This window comes from Methanococcus vannielii SB (assembly GCF_000017165.1).
Taxonomy (GTDB): domain Archaea; phylum AGJL01; class Methanococci; order Methanococcales; family Methanococcaceae; genus Methanococcus; species Methanococcus vannielii.
On record NC_009634.1, the window covers coordinates 1,267,618 to 1,294,616 of the forward strand.

Sequence of the window (26,999 nt, forward strand, 5' to 3'; positions counted from 1 at the left end):
AAATTGACTCTACAATGTCAAAATAATTACTAATAAATATGATAATTACTAAATATACTTTAGAACTACTAAAAATTTTTATTTTCGGGGTATTATGCACTATTCCTGTATTAATCCGGTTTTAACGGAAGAAAATGCCATAATAGATAAAGGTTCTCTAAAAACTAAGAAAAAATTCGCTTTTTTACTTGAAATAAATGATAGGGTAACCGTTAACCGCAATTTTTATGTAAATGATGAAGTAGATGTAATTTTGGACTATGAATATACTAATAGCAAGAGACCAAAAGAAAATATTAAAATATATACAATTCATGAATTAATACGAGAATAAGGTGTAAAAAATGGAATTAGATGCAAAAGTTACGATAATTCATGCAGTATTTGGTGCAGTATTTGGCTATCTTACAAACTACGTTTATACATATGGTTTAGGTATATTTAGCGGAATTTCTTCATTTGTGTTCATGTTTATAGCACTTTTGATTACTGGGCATATAACTGCTTTTATTTTTGGAAAGGAAAGTATGAATCAAAAGGACTGGCTTGGTAGTGGGTTAGTGCCTTTTTTCTTTATAGGAATGGTATTTTGGGTAATGTCTTATAATGGAGTTCTTTAATAACATAGTTTAACGGTTATTCAAAGTAACCTTTAAAAAGTAACCTTTAAACTTTTAATTTTAAAATCTCTAGACTTACGTTTTATTATTTTATAATTATATCAGGTGATTTAGTGGACTTAAATATAAAATTGGATAAATCTGGAGAATTATTTAATGAATCAAAAAAGTACCTTGTAGGTGGAGTAAATAGTCCTGTAAGATCCTTTAAACCGTTTCCATTTTTTGTAAAATCTGCTAAATCCTGCTTTTTATATGATGAAGATGGAAATGAATTTATTGATTACTGTTTAGCATACGGGCCAATGGTTTTGGGTCATGCAAATGAAAAGATACTAAATGCAGTAAAAGAACAAATGGATTTTGGAACGGCTTATGGAGTTCCAAGTGAAAAAGAAATCATTCTTGCAAAGGAAGTTATAAATAGAATTCCCTGTGCAGAAATGGTTAGATTTGTAAATTCTGGAACAGAAGCTACAATGGGCGCTATAAGGCTTGCAAGGGGAGTTACAAAAAGAAATAAAATCATTAAATTTGAAGGTGCATTCCATGGTGCACACGATTATGTGCTCGTAAAAAGCGGAAGTGGTGCTTTAACACACGGGGCTCCAAATTCGCCAGGAATTCCGGAAGATACAACTAAAAATACACTTTTAATTCCATTTAATGACGAAGGTGCGGTTAGAAAAGTAATCTCTGAAAATAAAGGCGAAATTGCATGTATTATTCTTGAACCTATGATGGGCAATGTGGGATGTATTTTACCAAAAGACGGATATTTAAAATTTTTAAGGGAAATTACGGAAGAAAACGGAATAATATTAATATTTGATGAAGTTATTACTGGATTTAGGCTTTCAAAAGGTGGTGCTCAAGAATATTATGGTGTAAAAGCAGATATTGCAACACTTGGAAAAATCCTTGGTGGTGGATTTCCTATCGGTGCAATTGCAGGTAAAAAAGAATTAATGGAACAATTTTCGCCAAAAGGGCAGGTTTATCAGGCAGGAACATTTAATGGAAACCCTATTTCAGTTACTGCCGGAATTGAAACACTTAAAAATCTTAATAATGCATTTTATAAAGAAACTGCTAAAAAAGCGGAAATTTTATCTAATTATTTAATTGAAACGACTGAAAAATACAAAATTCCTGCAAGGGTTTATAGTGTTGCTTCAATATTTCAAGTCTACTTTAACGACAAAGATATACTAACGTATGACGACGCAAAATCGAGCGATACTGAAAAGTTCATGAAGTACTTTTACAGTTTGTTAGAAAATGGCGTATTTATTCCCCCGTCCCAATTTGAATGTTGTTTCACGTCAATAAAACACGACGATTTTGTTTTAGAAAAAACAATGAATGCAATAGATATTGCAATGAAAAAGCTTTAAAATTATATTTTTTACGTTTTTTTCTAAGTTTTAAGTTTTTATATATAATAAATTTATTTTTTCAACTTCTTCTTTTAATTCTTTTGACATTTTTTCTATTGAATATCGAAGCGCAGTTCTTGGCATATTTGATTTATTTTTTATCACGTATTCAAAAACTTCTTTTTCATGAGATTCACTTGCAGCTTTTAACATCCAGCCGTACCCTTTTTGCACCAAATCTTCTTTATCGCTAAATAGGTTATTTGCAATCTGAAAAATTTCATCAATAAATTTTCCTTTACGGGCAGGAATTATGAGCGTTACTGCAGCCCCTCTTCGAAGCCAGCGGTTATTTGATTTTGTCCAAGTTATTATATTTTGTATAAAATTTGGATACATTTCAATAAATGTTCCAATTGTGTGGTTACATGGTGTGTCACAAGAAGCCCAATTAGTAACATACTGATTTAACCGCCGTTCAAAAGTGATAAAATCATCCATACTATACTGGTTTTTCAAATAGTACGACCAATTGCATGCAATAAACTGTTCTTCCAAGTATCCTGATGAAAAGAGCGTTTCACAAAGGGATAAAATTTCATTTTTATCGCAGTTTTTTATATATTCAAAATATTCTTTACTAATTTTTGTGACAGTTGAAACTTTTACCCCGTGAAGCTTAATTTGTTCTTTAAAGAATTTAGACCCACTTAATTTTGTTTTTTCATCGGAATTTTGTCCTAACACCTGAATTATTACTTCTAAAATATTATCGTTATCAATAAATTTTTGTTCTATCACTTTATTTCAACCCCCTCCAACCTATAAATTTTATATATTAAGTTTTAGAATCATGGTTTTTAAATCTCGGTAAAAAATAAAAAAAGGTATACGAAATAAAAAATGTTTTAATGAAAAATATTCTTTACTAATTTTTAAATAACAACTATAATTTTTAATTTCAAATTTTTAAAATAAATTAAATAATTTCAGACTTTTCAAGAATTTCTCTTGCTTTTTCTTTTGAAAGTCCGTTTCTTAAAATGGTATGCCTTTTTCGAACTTTATGGGCCGAAGAAAGTGCTTCTATTAATAAATCTTCGTCAAATCCAAGTTTTTTTCCAGTAACTGGTGCATTAACTGCTTTTAGCGAATTTTTTACTTTTTCAACAGTTTTAAAGTCAATCCTACCTTCTTCATAATACATTTGGGATATGATAATCGTTCCTAATCCACACTGTTCTCCATGAAGCGAATTTATATTTAATTCATACTTATTTTTAAGGTTATCAAGGGCATGGGAAAATAAATGCTCACTCCCTGATGCAGGCCTTGAAGAGTGTGCAATTGCGATTGAAATACCGCTTCCAATAAGTGACTTTACAAGTTTTTTTGGATATTCCTTTAAATCATAGTTTAAAACGTAGTCTATAAGTTCAATTGCAATTGTTTTTGAAAAAATTCCTGAACTATCGCTATATTTTTCATTCATTTCTATTTTACCTAACTCCCAATCCAAAACCGCAGTAATATTTGAAACAATGTCTCCCATTCCTGCAGAAAGGAGTTTTTTTGGAGATTCTCTGATTATATCAATGTCTGCTACTATTGCAATTGGAGACTCTGCAAGGTATGAAGGTTGGGTCAATGATACAATGGGGGAGGCAATTCCATCATTTGAAGCAGTAGTTGGGACGCTTACAAAAGGTTTTTTGGATTTATTGGATATTATTTTTCCAATGTCGATTGGTTTTCCCCCTCCAATTCCAATAATTGAATCGTATTCTTTTCCAATTTTTTGAAAGCCTTCTTCGTTATATATGTCGATTTCATCATAATAAATAAATTCAAAACCTTTACTGTATTTTTTGGTATTTTTTCCAGTAATTACAAGAGGTTTTTTTAAATTAAGATTTTCAAGAAGTTCAGGCAGTCTTTCAGATGCTTTTTCTTTAATTAGAGAATATCTTGGGATTACAATCATTTTTTCACTTATTGAAGAATATAGTTTGTTGGGTCAACGATTCCGGCAGATTCAAACGCTCTTTTTCGTCGCATACAGCTTTCACAAGTTCCGCAGTGTAGGTAATCTTTTAAATTATCTCTGTAACAAGAGTAACTGTATTTTAAAATGTCCAAACCTAATTCGTCTTCTAATCTTTTTCCAAAAGTTGCTATTTCAACTTTATCGAGATTATAAAGTGGAGCATACATTTTAACTTTATTTAGTGTCCCATATTCAAGGCTTTTATTAAAACTATTTATAAATTCAGTAGAATTGTCTGGAAAGGTTACTCCTTCTTCTTTATTTAATCCTGAATATATTTTTTCTGCATTTATCCCTTCTGCAAAGCCTGAAGCAATTGAAAACATTATCATGTTTCTTGCAGGAACCCAAACTGATTTCATAGTTTTTTCAGACTCTTTAAAATCATCTAGGTCATCTTTTTTTGGGTTAGGAATATTTCCAGTATTTAGGCCACTTTTACTAAATTCTTTTACAAAAGATATGTCAAATACCTGATTTTCTGCACCAAGTACTTTAGAAATTTTTTTAGCAGATTTTAGTTCTTTATCAAGGGCCATCTGCCCGTAATTAAATGTAACTGTTGCTATTTCAGAATTTTCCTTTTTTGCAACCATTGAAGTCACTAAAGAATCGAGTCCCCCGCTTAATACCGAGATAGCCTTCATTAAAACACCTTTTATGTTAAATCATTCACTTTATATATTTAAGAGTATTTAAAATTATAGAAATTATATGTCATATAAAAATTACTTTAAAAAAATTTAAAATTAAAAAAGCTAAAATTTAATTAAATTACTTTTTCTATCGGTTAGTTCTTTCTGTTTTGCTTTGTTCCAGTTTGAAACATTTTGTAAATATCCCGTAATTCTTGAAAACCTTTCAATCGAATTACTTCCGCACCCATTACAGTTATCTTTCAAGCCACCCATTGCAAGACTGCATTTTTCACAAATACTCAAATTTTTAGTGTACGTGAAAAAACCAATGTTTGTTTTAGCCATTTTTTGAGTAATTTCCATCAATACTTCTGGATTTGCATACGCTTCAGCATTCCAGAAGTGGCCGATATGCCCACCATTACATAATGAATGGAATTTTTCTTCAATACTTACTTTTTCCCCAAGTGTAACGGGTGCATTTACCCTAACGTGTGACGAATTGGTGTAGTAGATGCTATTTAAATCGCTTAATTCCCCATTTACAACGGATTTAGTCTCTTCCCGGTAGTATTTATAATCTAACTTTGCAAATCTTCCCGCCGTACTTTCTGCAGGCGTTTGAGTTACGGTCCACCTAAGCCCAGTTTCTTTTTTAAGTGAATCTGCATAATTTCGAATAAATGAAATTACTTTTTCCCCAAAATCTAATGAATCCTTTGTATCATGAATTTCGCTTCCAACGTGGTATTTTAAAAGTTCGTTTAATCCTACAAATCCGAAAGTTTTTGTCGTGTTGTCGTATCCATAGTACTGCTCATCATCGAATTTTTGAGTTAAAAATGGATGTGTCTTATCATGATATAGCCTTTTTTTCGTAATTTCGTGTTTTAGTTCAAGACCGTGTTTTATAAGGCTCAATTTTTCTTCAAGAAGTTCAAAAAGTTTTCCATCGTCCCCGTCTGCTTCATAAGCAATTCTTGGAAGATTTACAGTATACCACTGCATGTTTCCGGTTCTAAGGGAACTTTCTTCAACGCTATTCCCCCAATCTCCACTCAACCGGGTTCTACATCCCATTGCATTAGTGTTTTTGAACTGATAATCTGCAAACATATTTATAAAGTACGGAAGTCCCCATTTAGCACTTAATTCGTGTATTTTTATCATTAAATCTTTATTTTCATCTTTAAATGCATTTTCTCTTAATTTAAAAATAATGTTTGGAAATAAGAATGGTTTACCATACGCATCACCTTGCATTAATACATCAACAAGTGCTTTAGCAATTAATTTGACTTCATAATCGTATTCTTCGTATGCTCCAACTATTTGACCTGCTTTTACAGCAGGTTTACCTTTTAAATATTCTGGAACTTCTAATTCAAGATTTATTGAACTAAATACGACTTGGCCACCTCTTGCAGCATATATCTGGTTCATTTCATAAATAAACAATTGCATAAGCTGTTTTACTTCATCATAAGGAAGTCCTTTAATATATGGTGCAATCCATACATTAAATTCATCAATTGATTGTCCACCTGACATTTCACACTGTGCAGCACTTAATACTTTTGCAGCATGCTGTAACGCCACATCTGGATGTTTTGCAGGTTTTGAAACACTTGTATGTCTACCGGTTCCATCTACCTTTAAACCGTGCATGAAAAATTGCCTTAAATCATGCTGACAACAAACTGTTCTTACAGCAGCATATTCAAGGTCGTGAAGGTGAATGTCTCCTCGCATATGGGCATCTGCAATGTATTTTGGGAATACATTTAAAAGTGCAAACTGTTTCATTGTTTCATCGGCAACCCATTTATGAATACTTTCCGGGTTGTGCATAAGGTTTGCATTGTCTTTAGAACCTTTTTCAATTAATTTAATAATGTCATAAACCGGAATTCCAAGTCTCGTGTGTTTATGTCGGAATTCTTCTAATCCATGTTCTATAAGTTTAGTATTTACAATTTCTCTAATCATTGGGGCAGTAAGATAACTTAAATTTAAAGTTTTAACTTCCGATTCTACTTCTAATGCAATTCGTTCAGCGGTTTTTAAATCTGCTCCTGCTTCCTGAATTAACGCTTTTACGATTTTTTCTTTATTAAACGATTCAAATTCTTTTTCGGAAGTTCTTATTTTTAGACAGTTTTCAGACATGTACTTTTTAGAGTAACTTTTTCCGGTTTTTTTATCATATTCTTTTAGAATACTATATACCACAGACTTTAAGTCTTCAGTCGACATTCCATTGTAAAATTTCCCTTGAATTTCTGATAATATTGTATCAACGTTTTCGTAATCAACACCGGATGTTATGAGCGATTTTACGAACTTATTTACATTGAAGGATTCTTCATTACCGCTTCTTTTTACAACACTTATTTCTAAATCCGCATATTTTGAGCCAGATGCCAACAAAATCACCTAAAAGAGTATAAAAAAATAAAAATGGTATGAACAAAAAGTTTTGATTTTTAAGGCTTGAATAATCATAAGTTGCAATTTTTAATATACTAGCCTATGAAATAACTTGTAGCATATTTATAATAAATAAACAATATTTTTGTTATTATCCTAGGAGTAGGTATGGAACATATATATTGTTATCGATGCGAAATTCGGATATTATTATTTAAAAAATAAACGGTTTTAATACGATCTGGTGAATTAATATGGACGAAATATTAAATAATGAGGATTATAAAAAAATAAATTCTAAAACAAAAGTGATTACTGAAGGAAGAACTAATCTTATAGTTTTGGAAGACTCAAAAACGTCAAAAAAAGACATAGTATTTTATAATCCTGTAATGGAGGCCAATAGGGACTTATCCGTATCTGTAATTCAGGCTTTTTTAAACGAATTTGATAGAGAAGAATTTTTAATATGCGACCCATTAGGAGGCAGCGGAGCAAGGGGGCTTAGGTACGCTAATGAATTAGAATTTAAGGGGGAATTAAAAGTTAATATTGGAGATATTAATCCAAGTGCCGTAAAAATGATAAATCAAAATTTAAAGTTAAATGGACTTGAAAACGTGACTGTATTTCACGAAGATGCAAACGTTCTTTTATCAAAAAATTTTAAATTATTTAATGTAACTGATTTAGACCCATTTGGATCCCCTGTTCCATATCTTGACAGCGGAATTCGGGCAACACTTACAAAAGGGGGGCTTTTATGCATGACTGCAACCGATACCGCAGTGTTATGTGGAGCATATAGAAAAACATGCATTAGAAAATACGGTGCAGTACCCCTTAGGGCCGATAAAGAACTTGCAGTAAGACTTATGGTAGGATGTGCAATAAGAATGGCTTCAAAATATGATGTAGGGTTAAAACCTATATTTTCCCATGTAACTGACCACTATGTAAGAACATTCCTAGTTACTGAAAGAGGGGCTGGAAAGGCAGATTTAGCAATAGAAAATCTTGGATACGTAACTTTAAATGGCGAAGAAAAATCCTTTAAATCTTTTGAAGAAGGATATGAAAAAGGATACGGTGGCCCTTTTTATATGGGCTCAATCAACAACACAAAAATAGTTGAAGATGCATTAAACACTGCAAAAACGAGAAATTATTCAAAAAAAGCAGTGAATTTATTGGAATATATTTTAAATGAGTCAAAAATTGAACAAGTGGGCTGTTATGATATTCATGAAATATGCAGTTTCATAAAAAAGCTTGTTCCCCCAATAACTGAACTCATGGAAAAACTAAGAGAAAATGGATTTATCGTTACAAGGGTTCACTATAACCCGTATGGAATTAAAACAGATGCTAAATTATCCGATATAGCAGTTTTAATTTCAGAATATAATTTAAAAAAGATTTAGGCGTTTTACCAAAAAAAATTTTATTATGAAATTTTTAGTCCTAATTTTAGTCATTAATATTTGAATTAATAACTATCTTATTATTACTTTCATTTTCATGCAATTAGTCTATACTAAATAAATATTTTCAAGTTATAACTTTATTTTAATTATTCTTCCGTTATTTCTAACTGTTCTTTCAAAAATTCTTTTAATTTATCTTTACCGGATTTTGAACGCATTTCATAAGCTTTTAACGGAGTTACTTTTTTATAGATTGCACTATCATCAATTCCAAACTCTCGTGCCCTAGCTTGGCATATTTTAACCGCAATATCGTTAAGTGATGCATCTATATTGTCAGCGTAATGTATAATCCATGCTTCAATTGAATCTGGACTAACTGGGCCGTGTTCTCCGTGATGACTTGCAACAACTTTTATAACATTAAGTGGAAAATCTCGCTTATAAAGCTCTGACACACAAAGGGTCAAATGTTCTAAATTAGAATCTGAAACATGGTCAAATTTTTCGTTATTTGTTTGATAATTTTGGGGTTTCATTAAGTCATGAAGTATTGCCCCCGAAATCAATAAATCACTATCTGGAATAATTCCATAAGTTTCTCGAAGTGCTTCGGCTATTTTCAAAGAAAGCGTTACTACTGATGCAGTATGTTCGATTAACCCGCCCTCGTACTTATGATGCCTTTTGATACTTGCAGGAGAGTTTTTAATACTGATTCCGCTTTCTTTTATTTCAGAATGTGTTGACGCAGGATTTTCAATAAATGATATTACTTTTTCCCTTAAAATTTCATTTTCAATTTTCCTTGCAAGCAAAATAAGTTTATTCATTAATCCACCTCGAAGAATATAAAACAATAAATAGATTAAATTACTATATATTTCATTCGATATGCTCAAAATTTTGTAAAGTAAGGGATTTTCAATAAAAATTAGGGTTATGAACTTTATAGTTCTAAGTATTTGATATAAATAAAAAATTCAAATATTATTCAAAAATATTTTAACAACGGGGTGCAGTTATGCATGGTCTTGCAAAAAACCATTTGAAAAAAATTCTTTCAACATGTAGTGCAAATCGAGATTGTGAATATTACCCCTGCCACTACAACAATCAATCGTGTTTATGGTGCTATTGTCCATTTTATCCATGCGAAGATGAAGTTTTAGGAGAATTTGTTAAAAGAAAAGACGGAACATTAATATGGAGCTGCATGAAATGTAACTGGATTCATAAACCCGACATTGCAGCGGAAATTTTAAGGGAAATTACCGAGCTAACCCTTGATAAGACGACTGAATGTTCAATTGACTACCTTGAAAATAGGGAACTTTTAATGCAAATAAAAAACAAAATAGAAAAAAAGCTTGGAAAGAGTAATGCGATATAAAAGGGAAAAATCATGTTTGAACCAAATAACTTACTTTTTATTGCCTATATATTTAATTTTTTACTGATATTAATTTCAACTGTAACGGATATAAAAGAAAGAATAATTCCTCATTTTGTTATAATTTTAATGTTAATTGTTAATGCACCTATTGGATACTATTTATTTGGATTTGATGCGATTACGTCCTTTTTTGCAACTCTTTTGTTATGTTTAATACTTGGTATCGGCATGGGCGGGGGAGATGTTAAATTATTTACTGTTCTTTCGCCATTATTTGCATCAGAAACTTTTTATTTTATACCAAAGTATATTTTGATACTAATTGGGTTAAGTGCAGCTTTTGCAGCGTTTTTCCCGATGACAAAAATATTGAAAAGTTACTGGAAGGAGATTCTTCCTTCAGCGTCATATCTTGCAATGCTTGTTGGGATAATCGTATTTATCACAGAAACATATGGGTTTCCTTATACAAAAACTATACTCTGGATCTACGTAATTTTTTCAATATTTATATCTAGAAAAATTCCAAAATACAACCTAATTTCAAAGAAAATAGGTTATTTAGCACCAATTTATCTTTTAGGAGTATATATTTTTGATAAGGTTTATTTTATTCAGGAAAACGTTATTAGTTTATTTTTAGTTTCTGTAGGGCAGCTTTCTTTAATTTCGCTTGTTATATATGCTTTAACTGGTGCAGAAATATCCTCAAAAAAATCAATACCTGAACTAAGGGAAGGGGATATTTTAAGAGATATTATCACGATTAAAGATAGTGGGGAAGTATTTGTAGAAAATGCAAATCTTTTCAAGCGATTTAAGCAAATGGTAAGTCAAGAAATGGGAAACTCATTGGAAAAAACTTTAATGACTGATGGAGAAGGCCTTTCTCAAAAAGATATAGAATTTTTAATTAAAATGCACGATGAAGGTAAAATTAACAATGAATTAAATGTTTTAACGACGTATCCATTTGTACCATTTGTGTTACTGGCATATATTGTAATTATTGGGCATAGTTTAGGAATTACAAGCTATTTTGGAGGGTAAAATGTTTAAAAATTTAAAAGGGCAAATATCCTTTGAATTTTCAATAATAGTTCTTGCAGTACTTTTAATGTCTACAATAACTCTCTCATACTTTTTAGGGGATTCATTTAGTGAAGACACAAGAACACTTGATAAAATTGATTTGGGGGCAAAAACAGCTGTTTCACTTGTAAATTCTGGATATAATGGAACACATGTTAATGGAACTGTAATTTATGCAGGTATGACTTTTGAAGAATCCGGTGGAAAATATAATGTTACATTATATTTGATAAATACTTCTTCGCTTAACTTTGTATCTAATTTTATAGTTAATTATGTAGTAAATAGTCAAAATATTGATAATACTAAGTTTAACATAACTTTATCAACTTTAAATTCATAAATTAATTTTTAATGACGTTTAATTCCAAATTCAATTGATAATATATTTAAAAGATGGTTTTAATACATATAATATCCATATATTACCCACATAATATTGATTTTGTTGTTATCGTTTATTACGGGAGGGATTTTATGCCTGCTGAGGAATATAGTGATAAATTAAAGAGTTTAAAAACTAAATCAAAAAAGTCTTCTAGAATACCTCCAAAACAACTTAGAATAGCGTTAGTTCTTGTAGTTTCGGTTATTGTAGTTTTTGAAGTTTATAATATTTATTTTACTGCAAAAAATAGAGAAGTAGAGGAGTTAACGTATAATAAAGAAGTTGCAATTGATACTATCGACAAGCTATTTTTTGAATACCCAAATGATCCGCAAAAAATATCTTATATAATTCAGGTTCAGCAAAGTAGTAATAAAAACGATATTTCAAAAATACTTTCTGAAGTAAGGGATTACTTACAAATAAAACGTTATAAGGCACTTGCAGTAGATCAGATTAAGAGTATGTATGGGGAATACTATAGGAGTAGTTTAAAAGCAAATGAACTCGAAAGAAAAATAAATGATGCAAAGACTACGTCAGAAGTAGATACTCTATTTAAACAAGCAAATGTTGAAGAAGAAATAAAAGAAATTCTTGAACGGTCTCTTCAAAGGACAATAGGTTCTGGTGACAATTATTTCTATGTTAAAATGGCAGGACAATCTTACTTTATGACAAAAGAAAATGTTTTAGATATAACAAAATCAATGGGCATAATGCAGTTAAAAGAGTTTACAATAACTCCTGTTTCAAATTTAAATAAGCTCACTGTTACAGTATCTTCAAAACAATGTGGTAAAATGCCACTTTCAGGAGATTCGGTTTTAATATATAATAAAAATACTCCTGAATCCCCTATGGGCTATGCGATAATTGATAGTTCATATGTAATTCTTCCAAATATCGGGTACAGTGAAGAACGGGCAGTATCAAATAAAATAACTGATGATGATGTTTCATCAAACCTTGAAACCACATCTTCAATTTCTTACAGTTTAAATAATCTGCCTGGCGTTTTACATGCAACAGCAGCGGATAAGTTAGATATTGCAACCGTAAACGAAAAATTTGGGCGATACGGGGAAAAACTTAATAAAATTTCAGAAAATACTCAGATATTTGATGAAAATGTAAAATATATGTTAATTATAGCAGTACCATCAGAATCGGTTTCTGCAATTGTTTCACAAAAAAGTGAAGACTTATACATTGTAAAAGCAGCAGGTGGTAACTAGATGAAGGCAGCTTTTAAATATATACTCATAATTTTATTTTTTTCAATTATGGTTCAGAATATAACTGCACAAACAACAGTTGCATCAGTTGAAACTTATTGGATATTAGACGGGGAAATTACAAACTTGTACCCTTATTCAGTATTTATATCGGTTCCTGAAGAAATAGAATATGTTACAAAAGATTTAAGATCATCAAAAAATTTTGTTAAATTAACAAGTGGGGAAACTAGTGATGTAAGAGACAAAATTACCGTAGATATCTCTCCAATGGCTGAACTAAATGGTCAAAAGGGTTTTTGGCTATACCCATATACAAAAGTAAATTTTAAGATGTATTCTAACCGTACAGATACGCTATCAACTGAAAATGAAGATGGCGACGGAGTTACAAGAACAATGGAAATTGTTGGCCCTTCAATCTATCCCAAAACTCAACTTATCGATTTAAATGAACTAATTCCTGCATCAAAACAGACAGGGATAAAAATTGACAATTTTAAGCTTACCGTAACAGGTTCAATTAAAAAAAGAGATACTGAAGTAATGAGTATAATCGTTCCTGCACCTGTAGTTTTAAAAGACTACAGTAGATTTGATAAATTTACCGGTAGGTACTCACTTAACCGGTGGGTTGATTCATATTCGGATTATATTTTTGGACACAAAGAGACAAGTAATTATGGTTTAGCACTACTTGATAATTCCCTTGTACCGATACTTGATTTTGGAATAAGTTATAACATTTTTGATGTTCCAGCAATAGTTTATACTACATCATCTGGAAATGAATTTGACTTTTTTTACCAAATGTATTGGTATGAAAAGAATCAGAATTATAACATACAATGGATTTAATCTTTTGAGTTAATCTTTTTTAATTTTTTGATGGGGTATGTTACAATGTCAAAAGGACAGGTTTCAGTCGAATTTATTATTTTATTTCTCGCACTTCTTGTAGCAATTGTAATCTCTACAATGACTCCAGGAGTATTTGGACTTACAAAGACAGTAGAATTATCTTCTGCAAGTTTAGCACATGCTGCACTTTCAAAGGTTAAAAGTAACGTTGAAATGCTTTCAGTATCTGATGAAGGGTCTTTAAAACTAGTATATGTAAAATCACCATCTTCAAAATGGGAATTTAATAATAAATCAATTAATGTAGTTGGAGATGGGTTTAACATTTCAACAACTACTTCAATAGGGGTAAAAAAGAGCGATGGTAGCAGTTCTTTTAGTTATACTGTTCCAACGTTAAAAATAATAACTGTTGAACTAGAAAGGAAGGATAGTTATGTACAAGTTAATATCAGCTAAGAAGGGCCAGTTTTCATTTGATTTCATTCTTGCAGTACTTTTTTTATTAGTTGTTTTTGCATTTATGGGTCAAAACGTACTGAATATGGCAAAAAATTTTAGGGAATCTGAAGTTGCTGAAAGAGGACATTCAATTTTAGATACCTTTGAAAATTATGCAATTACTGCATATGCTAAAGATGTAACAATCAATGCAACCTTTGAACCTGTTGGTAACTTAAATTATACAATACATATTTCAAATAAATCTATCCATGTAAATTCTACAACAGATATTATTTTTAGGCCAGAATCTAGTCTAACAGGAAATTTTGTAAATATAACAGGTTCAAATGTAGATGATGTATCAAATTCAATTCCATTAAATAATGTAAACATATCTTTTGGACACTTTTACGTTTCAAAGAAATTAAGAGTGAATATTAAATAAAATCTTTTTTAAATTTTAAAATTCAAATGGCTAAATTTATAATTTAGATTACTTATATTAATTGATTAGTAAAAAACATTTTAAGTGCTAAACATGTTTCAAAAAAAGCCAATAGTATTCAAATTTTTAATTACAGTATTATTATCTTTAATGCTATTTTCATCCGTAAATGCATTAAATTTAGGAGATCTAACCGTAAGTTCGACTAATACGATAGTAGTTAAGTCTTTTAATATTCATAAGGTGGAAAATTATACCTATCTCCTATCGTATAGTCCTTGGGGAACGTTAAATGAATCTTTCACTGCTACAGTTTATCTTAATGATAATGAAATTGAAACCCATATGCGGGGAAATCAAAGGTCAAGTATCTCAAAGGATGTTTCAAATATATTAAAAAATGGCAACAATGAACTAAAAATTGTTTCTGATATTCCAAATGGATATACGGTATCTTTAAGGCTTAGAAACATTCAAATTTCAGAACCGCCTAAATCTTTACTAAAACTCCCGATAAATTTACCGATGAATATTTTACCAGCAATTTTAATCCTGTTTATTTTAAAAAAATTTAAGGGATAATATGACTTTAAAATCAAAATTAAAATCAAATCGTGGATATGTTTTTACTTATGAAGCTGTAGCTGTTGTAATTATATTTGTTGCAGTATTTTACATGGGTTACTTTACATTTACTCACGTTAATTTAACAAATCAGGAGCATAAAAGAGATATTGAACGATTTGAAAAAGCAAATTTAGTTTCGGATATGTTATTTAAAATGCACGAACTTCCATCAAATTCATACGTTCCAGACTATATGAATTTTTTAAAGTCCGTATCTAATCGATATTATGGATTGGATAAAATTCCTGGAACGTTTGACCCAAATGCACTAAATGAACAGCAATTTTCATATACTGAAACATGGCATTACGATATAAACATAACTAACCCTGGAACAACTGATTTAACCGACTTTCAGGTTTTCGTAGTACTAAATCCATCAAATTTTAACTTTGATTTTTCAACAGATGGATCCGGTATCAGTTTTTGGAATGGGAACACACAACTTAATTATTGGATAGAAACATGGGAGTATAATAAAGAAGCAAGAATATGGATAAAAGTAAATAGCCTTCCAAAAAATTCCGTTACAACAGTTGAACTTAGGAGAAATCAAGCTGGTTCGTATCAAAGTAACGGTGAAAATACATTTATATTTTTTGATGATTTTGAAAACGGCCTTTCAAAATGGACTAATTTAAGGGGAACATGGAGTACCCCTCAATCTTCCGAACTTTCGTTTTATAATGGCGGCTCAGGTATAAATCGTGTGGCCTATGTAGCACCAAATAGCCAGGGAAAAATGAGTTTACGGTCTTCAAATCCTTTGAATGTAGGTAATAACGATATTTATATATTGGAAGGGCTTGCAAAAGGATATGCTGGTGCATCAACAGGACAAGCGGATAGTCCCGATACAATGATTGGATTTTATTCAAATGCAGGCACTACTGTTAATAACATACGGTGTTATAATTCATTTACTGGAGACTATCAGGTACTTTCAATAAGTAGAAATTATGACCAATCCCCAATATATTCTTCAATGTTTACCGGAAATAACGTATGGTATTACCATAAATATATTTTAGGATATCGAAATAATAACAATAAACGGTGTGATGTTTCATTATGGGAGTTTAATAATGGTTATATGGGCGATCCAAATCCAAATTTAAATACTAATTCAAATACTAATTCAAATTTTTTAACACCTAATATTCCAAACTCAAACGTTCAAGGTAATTATATTTTAATTGGGGCTGCACAAGGAACCCACGATGAAGAATTTTGGTTTGATAACATCAAAGTTAGAAAGTATGCTCCAAATATTAATGTAGACGTTTACGAAATGCTAGAATACAATGCAGGGCAAAATGCAGTAGACGTTTTAAAATATAATTTTGAAGGAATTCCAAATATTCTTTCATCAAATGTAAATCTTGTAGAAATAGAATATAATTATACGGTAACTCCAAATACTTATGTAAAAACAAGAAACTTATATGTTCCAGTCAAAACGTGGAGATATTCAAATGTAAAATCAGTTACTGAATCAATAAATTCTGGAGAAATACTTTACTTTGCAGTAAGAAGGCCATCAACACTTTCAAATATATCTATAAAATCAAATACAAATTCAAATACCAAATTTTTAGTTAATGGCGTTCCTTTTGAAATAGCTAGCACTACAAACGATAAAATCACAAACTTTGGAAAAGTTATTTCAACAAATAACTGGGAATACTATGAACCAAATGAAATAAAGCTTTTAAATGCTACAAACAATGCAAATATAACATTAACAATAAATTACGATAGTGAAGCTACATTTTATGTTTTAAAATTAAGACAATATGAAATTTCTTGTATTTTAGATATGGACAGCTAAGGTGTTTTAATGATATTTGACAGTGATTTAGTAATTGCAGTAGTAATTCTTACTATTGGTATGGCATTTTTTACAACATCTCTAGTTGAACATACTGGAGGTTACCAAGACGTTGTAAAATCAAACATATTACATGGTAAGGCATCACATGATTTAAAAACAATAATTTCTGATGGAACTGTTGAAACCGCAATTCTTTTAATGAATAATAATGAAAATCAGCTTGCAAATTCCCTTTTATCAAATAGGATTTCCGTTAAAAACTATGAATTTATAATCGGTGATGAGGTAGTTTTATCCAAAGGAAATAATCAAAACCAAAATATTGTAATTGCTTCATCAGTGGTTATTATGAATAGGACTGAAGGTTGGTATGGGGTAGCATGGAATACTAATGGGGCAATTACTGTCAAAGGGCCATATTTTTCGGAATTAAATGCTTATAACAGTGTTTCAGGAGAATATAAAAAATCAATTTATTATTTTAATAATAGTGAGCCCGTAAAGGTTTTTTTAAAGGTATACGGTAGTTAAGGTGATTTAATGTATCTATCTCAAAGTACTACTACTCTTGTTTTAATTTTAATGCTTACAGCAACTCTTACTTACCACACTCTTGATTTACAGCGAAATCAAGTTTTAACAGAAATGGAAGCGTCTTCAATAGATTTAAAATCTTCTTCATTAGAACATGTAATTGAAACTTCAATTCCAGTAATATTTAATAAAGCTTTAAATGATGCACAACTTGAGAATATAGGGCGCTATAATGGTGGAAATTCAAATCCGTTTTTTAGCACTCCTGAAGATGTATTATTCTATTTAAAAAATGAAACTGAAAAAACGATAGTCAAAAATTATATTGAAAATGTAACAAGTGAATATTCAAAATCAGGCTACAATGTAACTTATAATTTTAATATAACAAATATTTCAATGGTTGATGGTTTTACATTTAAAATAAATTATGATTTCTACTATAAAATCGATAGAAATGATGGAAATGTTTTTAAGGAGCAAAATATCTCTTCTTTTAAGTATTCAACTGCAAAAACGGTACTTGATTCGTACCAATACATTAAACCGACTTACGTTGGAATAATAAATGTATCAAATCCAAATAATCAGATTTTAAATGATTTTCAGGTAAAGGTGGTCTTTAATAGTACCAATTTTAATTATGCAGTCGAACCAACTGGAGAAGGGCTTAGATTTTTTGATAGTAACGGAAATTATGTTCCATACTGGGTTGAATTATGGGATTACAATGTTACAACTAATAAAGAACGAATATCAATATTATGGCTAAAAGTTCCAGAAATGCCTCAAAATACAAATACTTCAATTTACATAGTATCAACATATCCAAAAATTTCAGAAAGTAACGGAAACTTAGTATTTGAAATGTTTGATGATTTTGAAGATACAAATTCAAAGTACACAAAATGGACAGAAACTCGTGGAACATGGACTTATGCTTCTAGTGACAATCCTTTTCAAAATAGTAAATACAATCAAAAAATGGTACAGTGTTTAAATGCTCCCGCAGTTTCAAGAATGATTTCAAGAAATAATATCAGTTTAACTAATTATACTATAGAAGTTGATTCTAAGGGCATGCATACTCAAAGTGGAAATAATGTGGCATACACATTTCTTGGATTTTTTGGGAATCCTCAGTACTATGGCTACACTACAAGACACCCTGATGCTTATTATTCATTAGATCTTGGTGGCAGAGTAAACTCTGGAAGTAACCACGCTTTACATATTAGTGGGGGGGAAGTATCATGGCGTTCGTCTTCAAATTACAATGATCGTCAATACCTTATAATATCTAGAACAGAACCTGTTAAAACAGTTACGGGTATACCTTCAGGAATACCTTCAGAAATAAGCTATGTAACTAGGCCACAAGTTACAAGTTCTTCATCAAATACGCCTCAAAAAAATATCTGGTACAGAACAAAAGTTCAAATTGTTGGAAATACTGTTTCTGGAAAATATGTTACCAATGCAAATTACATACTTCAAAATGAACCTAATTGGATGATTACAACTACTGTTAATTCTAATAATCAATACGGTAGCTACTTTGCAATTGGTACTTCTAGAGGTGGTACTAATACCCAAAACATATACTTTGATAATTTTCGTGTTAGAAAATATGCAGCAATTGAACCTACATCAAAAGTTTACCCCTTATCAAAAACAATAGGTTTAAACTACATTTCACCAAAAAGGTCAGATGGAACAAAATATACGCTTTCAACAGATTACAGCATTTATTATGAAGAAGCAGATGGCTATCCTTCAATAATAGACAGGCTTGCCGGAAAAGACGTTAAAACATGGAACCTTGGCTATGGAATTAAATTAATGGGTTATTAAAAAAATAAATTAAAAATAAATCTTATTCAATTTTTTCTAATTTTCCTTCGATAAATTCCAAAATGCATTTATCGACGTCTTCAAATTCGCAAAAATAACTTTCAAATTTAGCGTTTAATTTTTTCTGTTCATTTAAAATAATTGCGTTAGGTTTTTCTTTTAGCATTTCTTCAAAGGATAGTACAGTCTTTGTATCAACCACTTCTTTTTCTGAAATTTTAAATATTAAGAAATAATTTGCAGATTTAACGCTTGAAATAGCATCCATATCCATTGGAACTGCAACATTAATCATTTTTCCACCTTAAATTTTTTCAACATACATCAAAGGGTAATCAAGTTCTTTAATGTATTTTAATCGTAAAATTACTGAATTTTCTTCTTCTTTTGTATTTACCGTTAACGATACATCAAGCATGTTTCCATCAAGGGATACATATTTTCCTTCTTCAATATCAAGAATAATTGAAACAGAAATGTCTTTAATAAATGGCTGGTTTTTTAAGGATTCTGAAATTGCAAGTTCTAAACTTTTTTTAGTTTTATTACTTACTGGAGTTCCAACAAACTGGTGAAATAATGCCCCAAGAGATATTCCTCCTTCAAAAACGGCTCTTTCTCTTTCAGTTAGATTTTTAAAATATGAATTAAAAATTTCACTATTTTCAAGTTTTTTTTCTGCCATTTTAACACCTTAATTCTTCTTTAAGTGTTTCTATACATATCGAAAGTACTTCTTTTACTGCTTCTTCTTTTGATATTTCCTTGTTCCATGGTGCATTTAGTCCAGCAGCTTCTTCATGGCCTCCGCCTTCACCACCTAACTTTTTAGCAACTTTTTCCATCAAACTTCCCATATGAACTTTTTTTGAAACTGACTTTCTACTCCTAACACTCACTCGTATTTCTTTATCTTTTTTTCTTGCGGCAACAACAAATGAAACATCCGCACCAATACTTACAATAGTTTTTGCACACGATGCTTCATGTGAACTTGCATTTGAAATTGAAATTACATAATTTCCCAAATCGATTATTTCCATTCTACTACATGACTTTAAATGGGCAATTCTTTTACTTGGGTCACTTTCCTGACTTAAAAGATATAGTATTTTTTGAAAACTGATTTCTTTTATAAGCCATGAAATAGTGTTAAATGTTGATTCTTTTGCAAGCTTTAAATGTTTTGTATCGTACAATATCCCTAAAAGAAGTGCAGTTCGAATATTTTTTGGAGGATATATATTCATTTCCCGAAAAATATCTGAAACGATTTCGCAAGTTGAAGTTGAATTTTCATCAACAATTAAAACCTTACAAAGGCTTGATAAATCTGTTTTTCTATGGTGGTCAATTAAAATTACGTCTGAATTTAAAAAATCTTTTTTATTTACTGTAATTTGATTTAAAGATGAAGTATCAATTAAAAAAACGGTTTTTGGTAATTTTGGATACTCGATAATTTCGATATCCTCATTTAATTCGGTTAAAATAGCTCTTGAAAGTTTGCTTACGGAGTCAGCTGATATTCTCACGTTTTTTTCTTTCAATTTTTTTTTCGAAAAACTGTTTGCAAGGTATTTTAAACCAATTGCAGCACAAACTGCATCGGGATCAGCGTTATGGTGGCATAATAGTAAAATATCTTCTTCTTTTAAATAATCTTTTAAAATTTCTAAATCTTTTTTCATAACGAGAACCCTAAAAAAATAATTAATATATATTAAAAATAGAAATTAATGGCCTTGACCGATAACCTTTTGAAGGTTTTCTTGTAATTCGGCGTATCTTTTCTGCATCTTTTCTTCCTGTTTTTCAAAAGTTGCAACTCTTAACTTCATTGTTTCCATTTTTTCGCTTAATTCTTCTTTTACTTCATCTTTATTTCTTTTAACGAGTATTCCGCCTGCCATTTTGAATACTTCGTCTGAAGTTGACTTTTCCATTTCTTCAACGGCTTTTTCCATTTCTTTTAACTGGGTTTCAAACTGCTGTTTTTGATACATTATCATTTGTAACTGTTGTTGAAGCTGTTGAAACTGCATTAACTGATTTTGAACATTTGGAGGTAATTCCATGATTTCAATCCTCTTTTTAATTTAATCATTTTTAAACTCATTTTATTTATCGACTATTATTCATTTTCAGTTAGTTTATATATACCTTCTGCAACGTTTATCCAACGAAGGTATGAATAAATGGATGCTTTTAAAATGCTTAATTCATCTGAAACACAAACTATTTTTATTACGCAATTATCTAAGCTCATTTCACATTTTGATTTTATTTGTGAGTCACTATGCTCTAAAAAAACAGAATTAAAGATAATTTCGGCTTTTTTTGGATTTTCAAAAACCAGTTCCAAATCGAATTTTGGCAGGTTACTGATATTTTTACAGTTCATTTTTTCAACTATTCAATATCCATCAAAACAACGGTTTTTACTTTTATACTTGGGCCGATATTTTCCAAACCATCATGGATTTCAATATAAAATGTGGAACTATCAACGTATTTAAAGTGCAATGCGGTACTAAAATTACATTCATCGTACTTTAATTTGCTAAATAGGAAATCGTAAAATAAGCCTTTTAAGTGCTCTGTTTTTTTATCGAAGAGTGAACCAATATTTCCAGATGTTTTAAAAACTTTTCCTGAAACTTCCCTTTGCAGTTTTAAAGAAATATTCATTGATAAAATTTTATTTAGCTTAAAATCGTATAATTTTAACCTTGCAGGGTTTCCTTTAAATTCCTCAATGATTACAATATCCTTTTTATTTTCTACAATTTCTGAGAGAGCAACTTTGCCCCGATTTTGGACTTCAAAGTTGAAAACTCTTGCAAGGTCATTTACAAAACTTCTAGTACGCTGTGAAGGTTTTCTTGAAGTTGTAATTATCATTATCTAGCCTGTACTTTCTTGACTACTCTGGGCCTCAATTTTATCAATACCCTGTTACTACAGTGAGGGCATTTTGCCTTTAATCCAATTTCCTCAAGAGTGACGATTTTTCCGCAGTTGGAACACCTGTACTCTGCCATAAATACCACCTAAAAAAAGCTTAAAATAAAAATAAATGGTTTAAAAATAATTAAATTAAATTTCTCTACTTTTACTTTCGATAACTCTTCGGATAGCCTTTGTAACTACCTTACCAGCACCGGTTTCTGGAGTGTATGCGCCACCTGCAATTTTTGCACCGCATTTGTCACATACCCAAATTGAAGTTCCTGCTCTTTTTAATTTAGGGAATGCACAAACAGGGCACTTGTATTCTTTGTTCTGTTTAATTTCAACGTCTCTTAATCTTACTCTGATTTTTCTACCGTATCTTGGTCCGAATCTTCCAGCTGAACCAATTTTCTTTGTGTGGCTAAATTCTACCATTATTTCACCTGTTTCTATCCGCAAATTGATTAGTCGTATTTTTTAAGTACTTTTGTTTGAACAGTTCCTTTCGTAAGTTTATTTAAGTGTAAGTAAAATTCACTTTCGATACCGCTTGGAATTTCAATTACAAAAACAAGGGAGCCGTCCCCCGACCATTCTTCCTGTTTGGTACTGCCGTATTCATGAATTGTATGGTATGCAGTCCCTGCAAATTCACCAGGGATTTTAACTACAATATCCCTTTTTTCAAACTTAATGGGTAAAAGTTTCCTCAATTCCTTTATAATTTTAGGGACCTGTTCTTCAGCGCTTTTATAAATATCAACGCTAATTCTGGCTTCTTCCATAGCATTTTCAATCCTTTTTGGCGGATGGGGAGCATCAGTCTGGGGGTTAATCGTGTTTCTTGAAATCAATGACACGATCTGTTTTCGCTTTTGTTCATGTATTTCTTTCCTTTGATTGGCGGTTAACTGGACCTGTCCTTTTATTAAAATCTGTTCTGCTATTTCCAAAGGGTTTATCGTTTCAAAAATCTTTAGTAGCATTTCATCTGGAACTTTTTCTCCCTTTCCAGAGTCCTTGTAGACTGCCTCAGCAGCTAAGATTTCCGATATTGCTATTGGCTGACCTTCTTTAAATTTGGCTGCCAAATATGGATCAACGAGTATTTCGAATTTTTCCCCATGTGATTGAAGTCGTGCTATAACAGCATTGTCCAATGACACCATATGTATCCCCTCTTTTATTTATATACCTTTCCACGCATTAAACAAAACACGAATATAAGATTTTATTACAAAATTAGCATAATTTGAGGAGATTATTTCTATTCTATATTTTCAGTAGCCTTCTTTTTTTCAGCCTCTTCGTTTTCTACTTTTATTTTATCATATACTTTTTTTACAATTTTTTCAATTTCAAAAACAGTTATTTTTTCGACCAATTTTCCGGTATCTTTTACAATTGCCATGTCTATATTTTCAGGCTTTAATTCTTCAGTAGTTTTACTTAAAGCGTAAATTGCAAGTTCCATACCTTCACTAACGCTCATATTTTCGTCGTATTTTTCTTCAAGAATTTCCATTGCAACAGGCCGTCCTGAACCGATTGCAGTAGCTTTGTATTCAATTAAAGCTCCACTAGGGTCAGTTTCAAAGAGCCTTGCACTGTGTCTATCAATTCCGGTTATCAAAAGTGCCAAACCAAAAGGCCTTGCACCTCCGTGGTGAGTATACGCTTGTTTAATATCGCAGATTTTTTTTGCAAGTGCTTCGACAGTAATCGCTTCGCCATATGATATTCTATTTACTTGAGCTTCAACCCTTGCCCTATCAATTAAAACTCTTGCATCAGCAACCAGACCTGATGTAGCAGCTACAATATGGTCGTCAATTTGAAATATCTTTTCAATTGATGAAACATCAATTAATTTACTTGTAATTCTTCTGTCAACGGCTAAAACAACACCGTCTTTACATTTAATGCCTACCGCAGTAGTTCCTCGCCTTACGGCTTCTCGTGCATATTCTACCTGGTAAAGTCGTCCTTCTGGGCTGAATATGGTTATTGCCCTATCGTATCCTGATGCTGGAACCATTTGTTGCATGTAATTTCCTCCTCTGTTTAAATTATTAATTTTAAATTAAAAATCAACGGATATAATTACTACTTTTTAATGAATTTTTATATATATCTATCCTTTTTATACTGAATTTCTTGTCTAACAATATTAATATATTAGAAAATCTAATGTATTTACATATAGGAAGGTGAAATTATGATACCTGTAACTATATCCGATGAAGCATTGGAATTTATTTCCGAAAAATTAAAAAATGCTAATAAAAAGGATATTATAGTTTTTTTTGAGGGCTTCGGCTGAGGAGGGCCTAAATTTGGAATAGATGTAGCAAGCAAAATCATGGATACGGATGAAAAAATTTTTGAAGGCGAATTTAATATCTATATTGATAAAATGGCAAAACAGGTATTAAATGAAGTCTATATAATTGTTAAAAAGTCCGTATTTAGTGGTAAATACCTTGCAGTTAAGGGAGCTGGCGGCTGCTGTTAATTAAAAACCTGAAATCAGGATTAATAACTTAACCGCCATTAATATTTATTTTTTTAATTTTTTTAATCGTTGTAATTTACCGATGTTATTTTATTAAATTTAATTTAGATTATAATTTACTTTAACTTATTTTGAATGACGATTAAGGCATCCCCAACAATTCCCCCGTGGCCTTCTTCTTTTATAAATGCAGGGTTAATATCGATTTCAAGTATTTCATTGTAAACTTCCATTAAAACGCCAACTCGAACCATAAGTTCTTTTAAGTAATTTATATCGCTTCTTTTTTCGCCCCTGACTCCCTCAAGTATCTTGTAGGATTTTAAAGACTTTATAATTTCTTCTGCATACTCTTCAGTTATTGGTGAAATTCCAAAAGACACGTCCTTTAAAACCTCTACAAATATTCCTCCAAGTCCTGTCATAACAACAGGGCCAAATACGGGGTCTCTTTTTGCGCCTATTATTATTTCTTTTCCTAAAATATATTCTTCCACTAAAACGCCATCGATTATTCCATCAACATTTTTTTCACTTAGATACTTTTCTCCATTTTTAATAATAGTTTCAAAAGCCTCTTTAATATTCGCAGGATTTATTATTACACAGCCTGCGTCAGATTTATGCGGTATGTTTGATGAAACAACTTTCATTACAACTTTTCCTAAACTTTTAGCGTAAGTTTCAGCTTCTTCAACCGATTTTGCAACAAACTTTTTAGGAATATTAAAACCGTTTAACTTTAAAAATTCTTTTGAGTTACTTTCATTTGGATTTTCAAGTAATTCTTTAATTAAGACGTGATTATCTTTTTTAACACTTGAAACTTCTTTTCTAATTTTATTTAGATATTCTGGACTGTCATATTTGTCACGTAATATACTTTGCCGGTATAAACATGCTAAAGCTTTAACTGCAAGTTCCGGGCATATAAATGCTGGAATTCCTTTTTCTTGTAGGTAACTTCTAGATTCCATCACTGAACCTCCGCCTACAAAAGATGCAACAATTGGCATTTTTTCATTTTTACATATCATGTAGTTTTTAAGCTTTACAAGTTCCCTTGAAACTCCTAATGAATCAGTCATTCCTTGTGGAGTTAGTATCACCAGTAAACCGTCAATATTTTTGTCTTTTTCAATTAATTCAAATGCATGCCGGTATCTTTCAACATCTGCATCACCAATTAAATCAAGCGGATTTGAAATTTTGGACGTTTCGGGTAAATATTTTTTTAATTCTAAAACCGTCTCTTTAGAAAATTTTGCAAGTTCAAGTCCGTATTTATCAACAGAATCAGCTGCTAAAACTCCAAATCCCCCCGCATTTGTTACAACGGCAATTCGATTTGACTTCATACGGGGTTGGACTGAAAATATTTTTAAAAGGTTTACAAGGTCTTCAAAGCCTTCAACGTTAAAAACACGGCTTTTTTTAAATGCTGCATTATATACTTCGGAATTTCCAGCAAGACTTCCAGTATGTGAGGATACTGCTTTTGCACCTTCTTTAGACCTTCCGCTTTTTAATACTATAACTGGCTTTTTTCTTGAAATTCTTTTTGCAGCAGAAATAAATTTTCCGTCTTTTAATCCTTCAATGTAAAGGGCAATTACTTTTGTATTGGGGTCATTTTCAAGGTACCTTAATATTTCATCCTCTTGAATATCAATTTTATTTCCCATGCTAACTATTTTTGAAAAACCTAAATTGGAATACTCTGCAATATCAAGTAATGCAGTTAAAATAGCTCCACTTTGAGATATAAATGCAATATTTCCTATTTTTGAAAATTCTTTACTAAACGAAGCATTAAGATTACTGTAGAGGTTGATAACCCCAAGACAGTTTGGCCCAATTGTTCTAATTTTATATTTATCGATTACATTTTTTAGTTTAAGTTCTAAATCTTTATTATCTGATTCCGAAAATCCTGCGGTAATTATTATTGCAGATTTTATGCCTTTTTTTCCGCATTCCTCCATTGCATCAACGGTGTATTCTGCAGGTATTGCTAAAATTACTAGGTCAATTGCATCTTCAATATTCAAAATAGAATTGTAACATTTAATTCCATAAATTTCATTGTATTTTCTATTCACAGGAAATAGTTTTCCGCCGTGTTCTTTAAATTTCATTAAATTTTTCATTACGGATTGACCAACTTTTCCTTCTGTTTCTGTTGCACCAATCAATGCAACGGATTTTGGGTTGAATATTCCTTCAAGTTCGCTCAAAAAATCCCCTCTTAAAAAATTAAACAGGCATTTAAATA

At 30.9% G+C, this 26,999-nt stretch carries 32 protein-coding genes; 16 read left to right on the forward strand and 16 right to left on the reverse strand.

Annotated elements, in window-relative coordinates:
• The first annotated feature begins 94 nt into the window (after positions 1-94).
• From MEVAN_RS06390 to hemL, 3 genes are all read left to right on the forward strand, one after another.
• Complete coding sequence (locus MEVAN_RS06390) at positions 95-334, forward strand: hypothetical protein (RefSeq protein WP_012066047.1); 240 nt, start codon at positions 95-97, stop codon at positions 332-334.
• A gap of 10 nt (positions 335-344) precedes the next feature.
• Positions 345-620 carry an EMC6-like membrane protein gene (locus tag MEVAN_RS06395; protein ID WP_012066048.1) on the forward strand — a complete coding sequence of 92 codons (276 nt, stop codon included), beginning with the start codon at positions 345-347 and terminating at the stop codon, positions 618-620.
• Between the two features lie 113 nt (positions 621-733).
• A complete protein-coding gene (gene hemL / locus MEVAN_RS06400) occupies positions 734-2,017 on the forward strand; it encodes a glutamate-1-semialdehyde 2,1-aminomutase (RefSeq protein ID WP_012066049.1) in 1,284 nt (427 codons plus the stop codon).
• A 30-nt stretch (positions 2,018-2,047) separates the two neighbouring features.
• On the opposite strand, the gene MEVAN_RS06405 is transcribed toward hemL, so the two are convergent.
• From MEVAN_RS06405 to nrdD, 4 genes are all read right to left on the reverse strand, one after another.
• Positions 2,048-2,800, reverse strand: a complete 753-nt coding sequence (locus MEVAN_RS06405) for a DNA alkylation repair protein (protein ID WP_012066050.1) — start codon at positions 2,798-2,800, stop codon at positions 2,048-2,050.
• A gap of 178 nt (positions 2,801-2,978) precedes the next feature.
• Entirely contained in the window at positions 2,979-3,983 is a 1,005-nt protein-coding gene (locus tag MEVAN_RS06410) for an iron-containing alcohol dehydrogenase (RefSeq protein WP_012066051.1), read from the reverse strand.
• A gap of 8 nt (positions 3,984-3,991) precedes the next feature.
• Positions 3,992-4,693 carry a 7-cyano-7-deazaguanine synthase QueC gene (gene queC / locus MEVAN_RS06415; protein ID WP_012066052.1) on the reverse strand — a complete coding sequence of 234 codons (702 nt, stop codon included), beginning with the start codon at positions 4,691-4,693 and terminating at the stop codon, positions 3,992-3,994.
• A gap of 111 nt (positions 4,694-4,804) precedes the next feature.
• Positions 4,805-7,111 (reverse strand): anaerobic ribonucleoside-triphosphate reductase, encoded by a 2,307-nt coding sequence (nrdD, locus tag MEVAN_RS06420; RefSeq protein WP_012066053.1) that lies wholly within the window; start codon positions 7,109-7,111, stop codon positions 4,805-4,807.
• 257 nt (positions 7,112-7,368) lie between these two features.
• Here nrdD and MEVAN_RS06425 point away from each other — a divergent pair, with 257 nt between their 5' ends.
• Positions 7,369-8,538, forward strand: a complete 1,170-nt coding sequence (locus MEVAN_RS06425) for a tRNA (guanine(10)-N(2))-dimethyltransferase (RefSeq protein WP_012066054.1) — start codon at positions 7,369-7,371, stop codon at positions 8,536-8,538.
• A gap of 149 nt (positions 8,539-8,687) precedes the next feature.
• Here MEVAN_RS06425 and MEVAN_RS06430 read toward each other — a convergent pair whose 3' ends face one another.
• Complete coding sequence (locus MEVAN_RS06430) at positions 8,688-9,374, reverse strand: HDIG domain-containing metalloprotein (RefSeq protein ID WP_012066055.1); 687 nt, start codon at positions 9,372-9,374, stop codon at positions 8,688-8,690.
• Between the two features lie 191 nt (positions 9,375-9,565).
• Between MEVAN_RS06430 and MEVAN_RS06435 the strand changes: the two genes are divergently transcribed.
• The 11 genes from MEVAN_RS06435 to MEVAN_RS06485 all read left to right on the forward strand — a co-directional run bounded on the left by MEVAN_RS06435 (position 9,566) and on the right by MEVAN_RS06485 (position 19,254).
• A complete protein-coding gene (locus tag MEVAN_RS06435) occupies positions 9,566-9,934 on the forward strand; it encodes a cysteine-rich small domain-containing protein (protein ID WP_012066056.1) in 369 nt (122 codons plus the stop codon).
• A 12-nt stretch (positions 9,935-9,946) separates the two neighbouring features.
• Complete coding sequence (locus tag MEVAN_RS06440; RefSeq protein WP_012066057.1) at positions 9,947-10,987, forward strand: A24 family peptidase C-terminal domain-containing protein; 1,041 nt, start codon at positions 9,947-9,949, stop codon at positions 10,985-10,987.
• A gap of 1 nt (position 10,988) precedes the next feature.
• Positions 10,989-11,372 carry a class III signal peptide-containing protein gene (locus MEVAN_RS06445; RefSeq protein WP_012066058.1) on the forward strand — a complete coding sequence of 128 codons (384 nt, stop codon included), beginning with the start codon at positions 10,989-10,991 and terminating at the stop codon, positions 11,370-11,372.
• A gap of 134 nt (positions 11,373-11,506) precedes the next feature.
• On the forward strand, positions 11,507-12,655 hold the full coding sequence (locus tag MEVAN_RS06450; protein ID WP_048059168.1) for a DUF515 domain-containing protein: 1,149 nt from the start codon (positions 11,507-11,509) through the stop codon (positions 12,653-12,655).
• Positions 12,656-13,513: a hypothetical protein gene (locus MEVAN_RS06455; RefSeq protein ID WP_012066060.1), complete on the forward strand. Its 858-nt coding sequence runs from the start codon at positions 12,656-12,658 to the stop codon at positions 13,511-13,513.
• Between the two features lie 45 nt (positions 13,514-13,558).
• The gene (locus MEVAN_RS06460) at positions 13,559-13,975 is read left to right on the forward strand and encodes a class III signal peptide-containing protein (protein WP_012066061.1); all 417 of its coding nucleotides are present in this window, start codon (positions 13,559-13,561) and stop codon (positions 13,973-13,975) included.
• A complete protein-coding gene (locus MEVAN_RS06465) occupies positions 13,953-14,405 on the forward strand; it encodes a hypothetical protein (protein WP_012066062.1) in 453 nt (150 codons plus the stop codon). Before MEVAN_RS06460 ends, MEVAN_RS06465 begins: the two co-directional genes overlap by 23 nt.
• A gap of 93 nt (positions 14,406-14,498) precedes the next feature.
• Entirely contained in the window at positions 14,499-14,987 is a 489-nt protein-coding gene (locus tag MEVAN_RS06470; RefSeq protein ID WP_012066063.1) for a hypothetical protein, read from the forward strand.
• Position 14,988: 1 nt separating this feature from the next.
• Positions 14,989-16,863: a DUF2341 domain-containing protein gene (locus MEVAN_RS06475; RefSeq protein ID WP_012066064.1), complete on the forward strand. Its 1,875-nt coding sequence runs from the start codon at positions 14,989-14,991 to the stop codon at positions 16,861-16,863.
• 9 nt (positions 16,864-16,872) lie between these two features.
• Positions 16,873-17,397 (forward strand): hypothetical protein, encoded by a 525-nt coding sequence (locus tag MEVAN_RS06480; RefSeq protein ID WP_012066065.1) that lies wholly within the window; start codon positions 16,873-16,875, stop codon positions 17,395-17,397.
• A 9-nt stretch (positions 17,398-17,406) separates the two neighbouring features.
• Positions 17,407-19,254, forward strand: a complete 1,848-nt coding sequence (locus tag MEVAN_RS06485) for a DUF2341 domain-containing protein (protein ID WP_012066066.1) — start codon at positions 17,407-17,409, stop codon at positions 19,252-19,254.
• A 22-nt stretch (positions 19,255-19,276) separates the two neighbouring features.
• Here MEVAN_RS06485 and MEVAN_RS06490 read toward each other — a convergent pair whose 3' ends face one another.
• The 10 genes from MEVAN_RS06490 to psmA form a co-directional block, all read right to left on the reverse strand.
• Positions 19,277-19,549 carry a hypothetical protein gene (locus MEVAN_RS06490; protein ID WP_012066067.1) on the reverse strand — a complete coding sequence of 91 codons (273 nt, stop codon included), beginning with the start codon at positions 19,547-19,549 and terminating at the stop codon, positions 19,277-19,279.
• Between the two features lie 9 nt (positions 19,550-19,558).
• The gene (locus MEVAN_RS06495) at positions 19,559-19,939 is read right to left on the reverse strand and encodes a dihydroneopterin aldolase family protein (RefSeq protein WP_012066068.1); all 381 of its coding nucleotides are present in this window, start codon (positions 19,937-19,939) and stop codon (positions 19,559-19,561) included.
• Between the two features lies 1 nt (position 19,940).
• Complete coding sequence (locus tag MEVAN_RS06500; RefSeq protein ID WP_012066069.1) at positions 19,941-20,945, reverse strand: DHH family phosphoesterase; 1,005 nt, start codon at positions 20,943-20,945, stop codon at positions 19,941-19,943.
• Positions 20,946-20,990: 45 nt separating this feature from the next.
• Complete coding sequence (locus MEVAN_RS06505) at positions 20,991-21,332, reverse strand: prefoldin subunit beta (RefSeq protein WP_012066070.1); 342 nt, start codon at positions 21,330-21,332, stop codon at positions 20,991-20,993.
• A gap of 56 nt (positions 21,333-21,388) precedes the next feature.
• Complete coding sequence (locus MEVAN_RS06510; RefSeq protein ID WP_012066071.1) at positions 21,389-21,658, reverse strand: KEOPS complex subunit Pcc1; 270 nt, start codon at positions 21,656-21,658, stop codon at positions 21,389-21,391.
• Positions 21,659-21,666: 8 nt separating this feature from the next.
• Positions 21,667-22,158, reverse strand: a complete 492-nt coding sequence (locus MEVAN_RS06515) for an rRNA maturation protein (protein ID WP_012066072.1) — start codon at positions 22,156-22,158, stop codon at positions 21,667-21,669.
• Positions 22,158-22,298, reverse strand: a complete 141-nt coding sequence (locus MEVAN_RS06520) for a DNA-directed RNA polymerase subunit P (RefSeq protein WP_012066073.1) — start codon at positions 22,296-22,298, stop codon at positions 22,158-22,160. The genes MEVAN_RS06515 and MEVAN_RS06520 overlap by 1 nt, the downstream gene beginning before the upstream one ends.
• Positions 22,299-22,353: 55 nt before the next feature.
• Positions 22,354-22,644 (reverse strand): 50S ribosomal protein L37Ae, encoded by a 291-nt coding sequence (gene rpl37A / locus MEVAN_RS06525; RefSeq protein ID WP_012066074.1) that lies wholly within the window; start codon positions 22,642-22,644, stop codon positions 22,354-22,356.
• A 29-nt stretch (positions 22,645-22,673) separates the two neighbouring features.
• Positions 22,674-23,378 (reverse strand): ribosome assembly factor SBDS, encoded by a 705-nt coding sequence (locus MEVAN_RS06530; RefSeq protein WP_012066075.1) that lies wholly within the window; start codon positions 23,376-23,378, stop codon positions 22,674-22,676.
• 98 nt (positions 23,379-23,476) lie between these two features.
• Positions 23,477-24,256: an archaeal proteasome endopeptidase complex subunit alpha gene (gene psmA / locus MEVAN_RS06535; RefSeq protein ID WP_012066076.1), complete on the reverse strand. Its 780-nt coding sequence runs from the start codon at positions 24,254-24,256 to the stop codon at positions 23,477-23,479.
• Between the two features lie 171 nt (positions 24,257-24,427).
• Between psmA and MEVAN_RS09065 the strand changes: the two genes are divergently transcribed.
• Positions 24,428-24,724, forward strand: coding sequence for an iron-sulfur cluster biosynthesis family protein (locus MEVAN_RS09065; RefSeq protein WP_255296112.1), 297 nt, complete (start codon positions 24,428-24,430; stop codon positions 24,722-24,724).
• Between the two features lie 116 nt (positions 24,725-24,840).
• Here MEVAN_RS09065 and MEVAN_RS06540 read toward each other — a convergent pair whose 3' ends face one another.
• Positions 24,841-26,961: an acetate--CoA ligase family protein gene (locus MEVAN_RS06540; RefSeq protein ID WP_012066078.1), complete on the reverse strand. Its 2,121-nt coding sequence runs from the start codon at positions 26,959-26,961 to the stop codon at positions 24,841-24,843.
• Positions 26,962-26,999: the final 38 nt, after the last annotated feature.

What these genes read in the sequence shown, in the direction of transcription:
- MEVAN_RS06390 (WP_012066047.1), top strand. Translation starts at nt 95, where the DNA reads ATGCACTATTCCTGTATTAATCCGGTTTTAACGGAAGAAAATGCCATA.
- MEVAN_RS06395 (WP_012066048.1), top strand. Translation starts at nt 345, where the DNA reads ATGGAATTAGATGCAAAAGTTACGATAATTCATGCAGTATTTGGTGCA.
- MEVAN_RS06410 (WP_012066051.1), bottom strand. Translation starts at nt 3,983, where the DNA reads ATGATTGTAATCCCAAGATATTCTCTAATTAAAGAAAAAGCATCTGAA.
- queC (WP_012066052.1), bottom strand. Translation starts at nt 4,693, where the DNA reads ATGAAGGCTATCTCGGTATTAAGCGGGGGACTCGATTCTTTAGTGACT.
- MEVAN_RS06425 (WP_012066054.1), top strand. Translation starts at nt 7,369, where the DNA reads ATGGACGAAATATTAAATAATGAGGATTATAAAAAAATAAATTCTAAA.
- MEVAN_RS06430 (WP_012066055.1), bottom strand. Translation starts at nt 9,374, where the DNA reads ATGAATAAACTTATTTTGCTTGCAAGGAAAATTGAAAATGAAATTTTA.
- MEVAN_RS06435 (WP_012066056.1), top strand. Translation starts at nt 9,566, where the DNA reads ATGCATGGTCTTGCAAAAAACCATTTGAAAAAAATTCTTTCAACATGT.
- MEVAN_RS06440 (WP_012066057.1), top strand. Translation starts at nt 9,947, where the DNA reads ATGTTTGAACCAAATAACTTACTTTTTATTGCCTATATATTTAATTTT.
- MEVAN_RS06445 (WP_012066058.1), top strand. Translation starts at nt 10,989, where the DNA reads ATGTTTAAAAATTTAAAAGGGCAAATATCCTTTGAATTTTCAATAATA.
- MEVAN_RS06450 (WP_048059168.1), top strand. Translation starts at nt 11,507, where the DNA reads ATGCCTGCTGAGGAATATAGTGATAAATTAAAGAGTTTAAAAACTAAA.
- MEVAN_RS06455 (WP_012066060.1), top strand. Translation starts at nt 12,656, where the DNA reads ATGAAGGCAGCTTTTAAATATATACTCATAATTTTATTTTTTTCAATT.
- MEVAN_RS06460 (WP_012066061.1), top strand. Translation starts at nt 13,559, where the DNA reads ATGTCAAAAGGACAGGTTTCAGTCGAATTTATTATTTTATTTCTCGCA.
- MEVAN_RS06465 (WP_012066062.1), top strand. Translation starts at nt 13,953, where the DNA reads ATGTACAAGTTAATATCAGCTAAGAAGGGCCAGTTTTCATTTGATTTC.
- MEVAN_RS06470 (WP_012066063.1), top strand. Translation starts at nt 14,499, where the DNA reads ATGTTTCAAAAAAAGCCAATAGTATTCAAATTTTTAATTACAGTATTA.
- MEVAN_RS06475 (WP_012066064.1), top strand. Translation starts at nt 14,989, where the DNA reads ATGACTTTAAAATCAAAATTAAAATCAAATCGTGGATATGTTTTTACT.
- MEVAN_RS06480 (WP_012066065.1), top strand. Translation starts at nt 16,873, where the DNA reads ATGATATTTGACAGTGATTTAGTAATTGCAGTAGTAATTCTTACTATT.
- MEVAN_RS06485 (WP_012066066.1), top strand. Translation starts at nt 17,407, where the DNA reads ATGTATCTATCTCAAAGTACTACTACTCTTGTTTTAATTTTAATGCTT.
- MEVAN_RS06490 (WP_012066067.1), bottom strand. Translation starts at nt 19,549, where the DNA reads ATGATTAATGTTGCAGTTCCAATGGATATGGATGCTATTTCAAGCGTT.
- MEVAN_RS06495 (WP_012066068.1), bottom strand. Translation starts at nt 19,939, where the DNA reads ATGGCAGAAAAAAAACTTGAAAATAGTGAAATTTTTAATTCATATTTT.
- MEVAN_RS06500 (WP_012066069.1), bottom strand. Translation starts at nt 20,945, where the DNA reads ATGAAAAAAGATTTAGAAATTTTAAAAGATTATTTAAAAGAAGAAGAT.
- MEVAN_RS06505 (WP_012066070.1), bottom strand. Translation starts at nt 21,332, where the DNA reads ATGGAATTACCTCCAAATGTTCAAAATCAGTTAATGCAGTTTCAACAG.
- MEVAN_RS06510 (WP_012066071.1), bottom strand. Translation starts at nt 21,658, where the DNA reads ATGAACTGTAAAAATATCAGTAACCTGCCAAAATTCGATTTGGAACTG.
- MEVAN_RS06515 (WP_012066072.1), bottom strand. Translation starts at nt 22,158, where the DNA reads ATGATAATTACAACTTCAAGAAAACCTTCACAGCGTACTAGAAGTTTT.
- MEVAN_RS06520 (WP_012066073.1), bottom strand. Translation starts at nt 22,298, where the DNA reads ATGGCAGAGTACAGGTGTTCCAACTGCGGAAAAATCGTCACTCTTGAG.
- rpl37A (WP_012066074.1), bottom strand. Translation starts at nt 22,644, where the DNA reads ATGGTAGAATTTAGCCACACAAAGAAAATTGGTTCAGCTGGAAGATTC.
- MEVAN_RS06530 (WP_012066075.1), bottom strand. Translation starts at nt 23,378, where the DNA reads ATGGTGTCATTGGACAATGCTGTTATAGCACGACTTCAATCACATGGG.
- psmA (WP_012066076.1), bottom strand. Translation starts at nt 24,256, where the DNA reads ATGCAACAAATGGTTCCAGCATCAGGATACGATAGGGCAATAACCATA.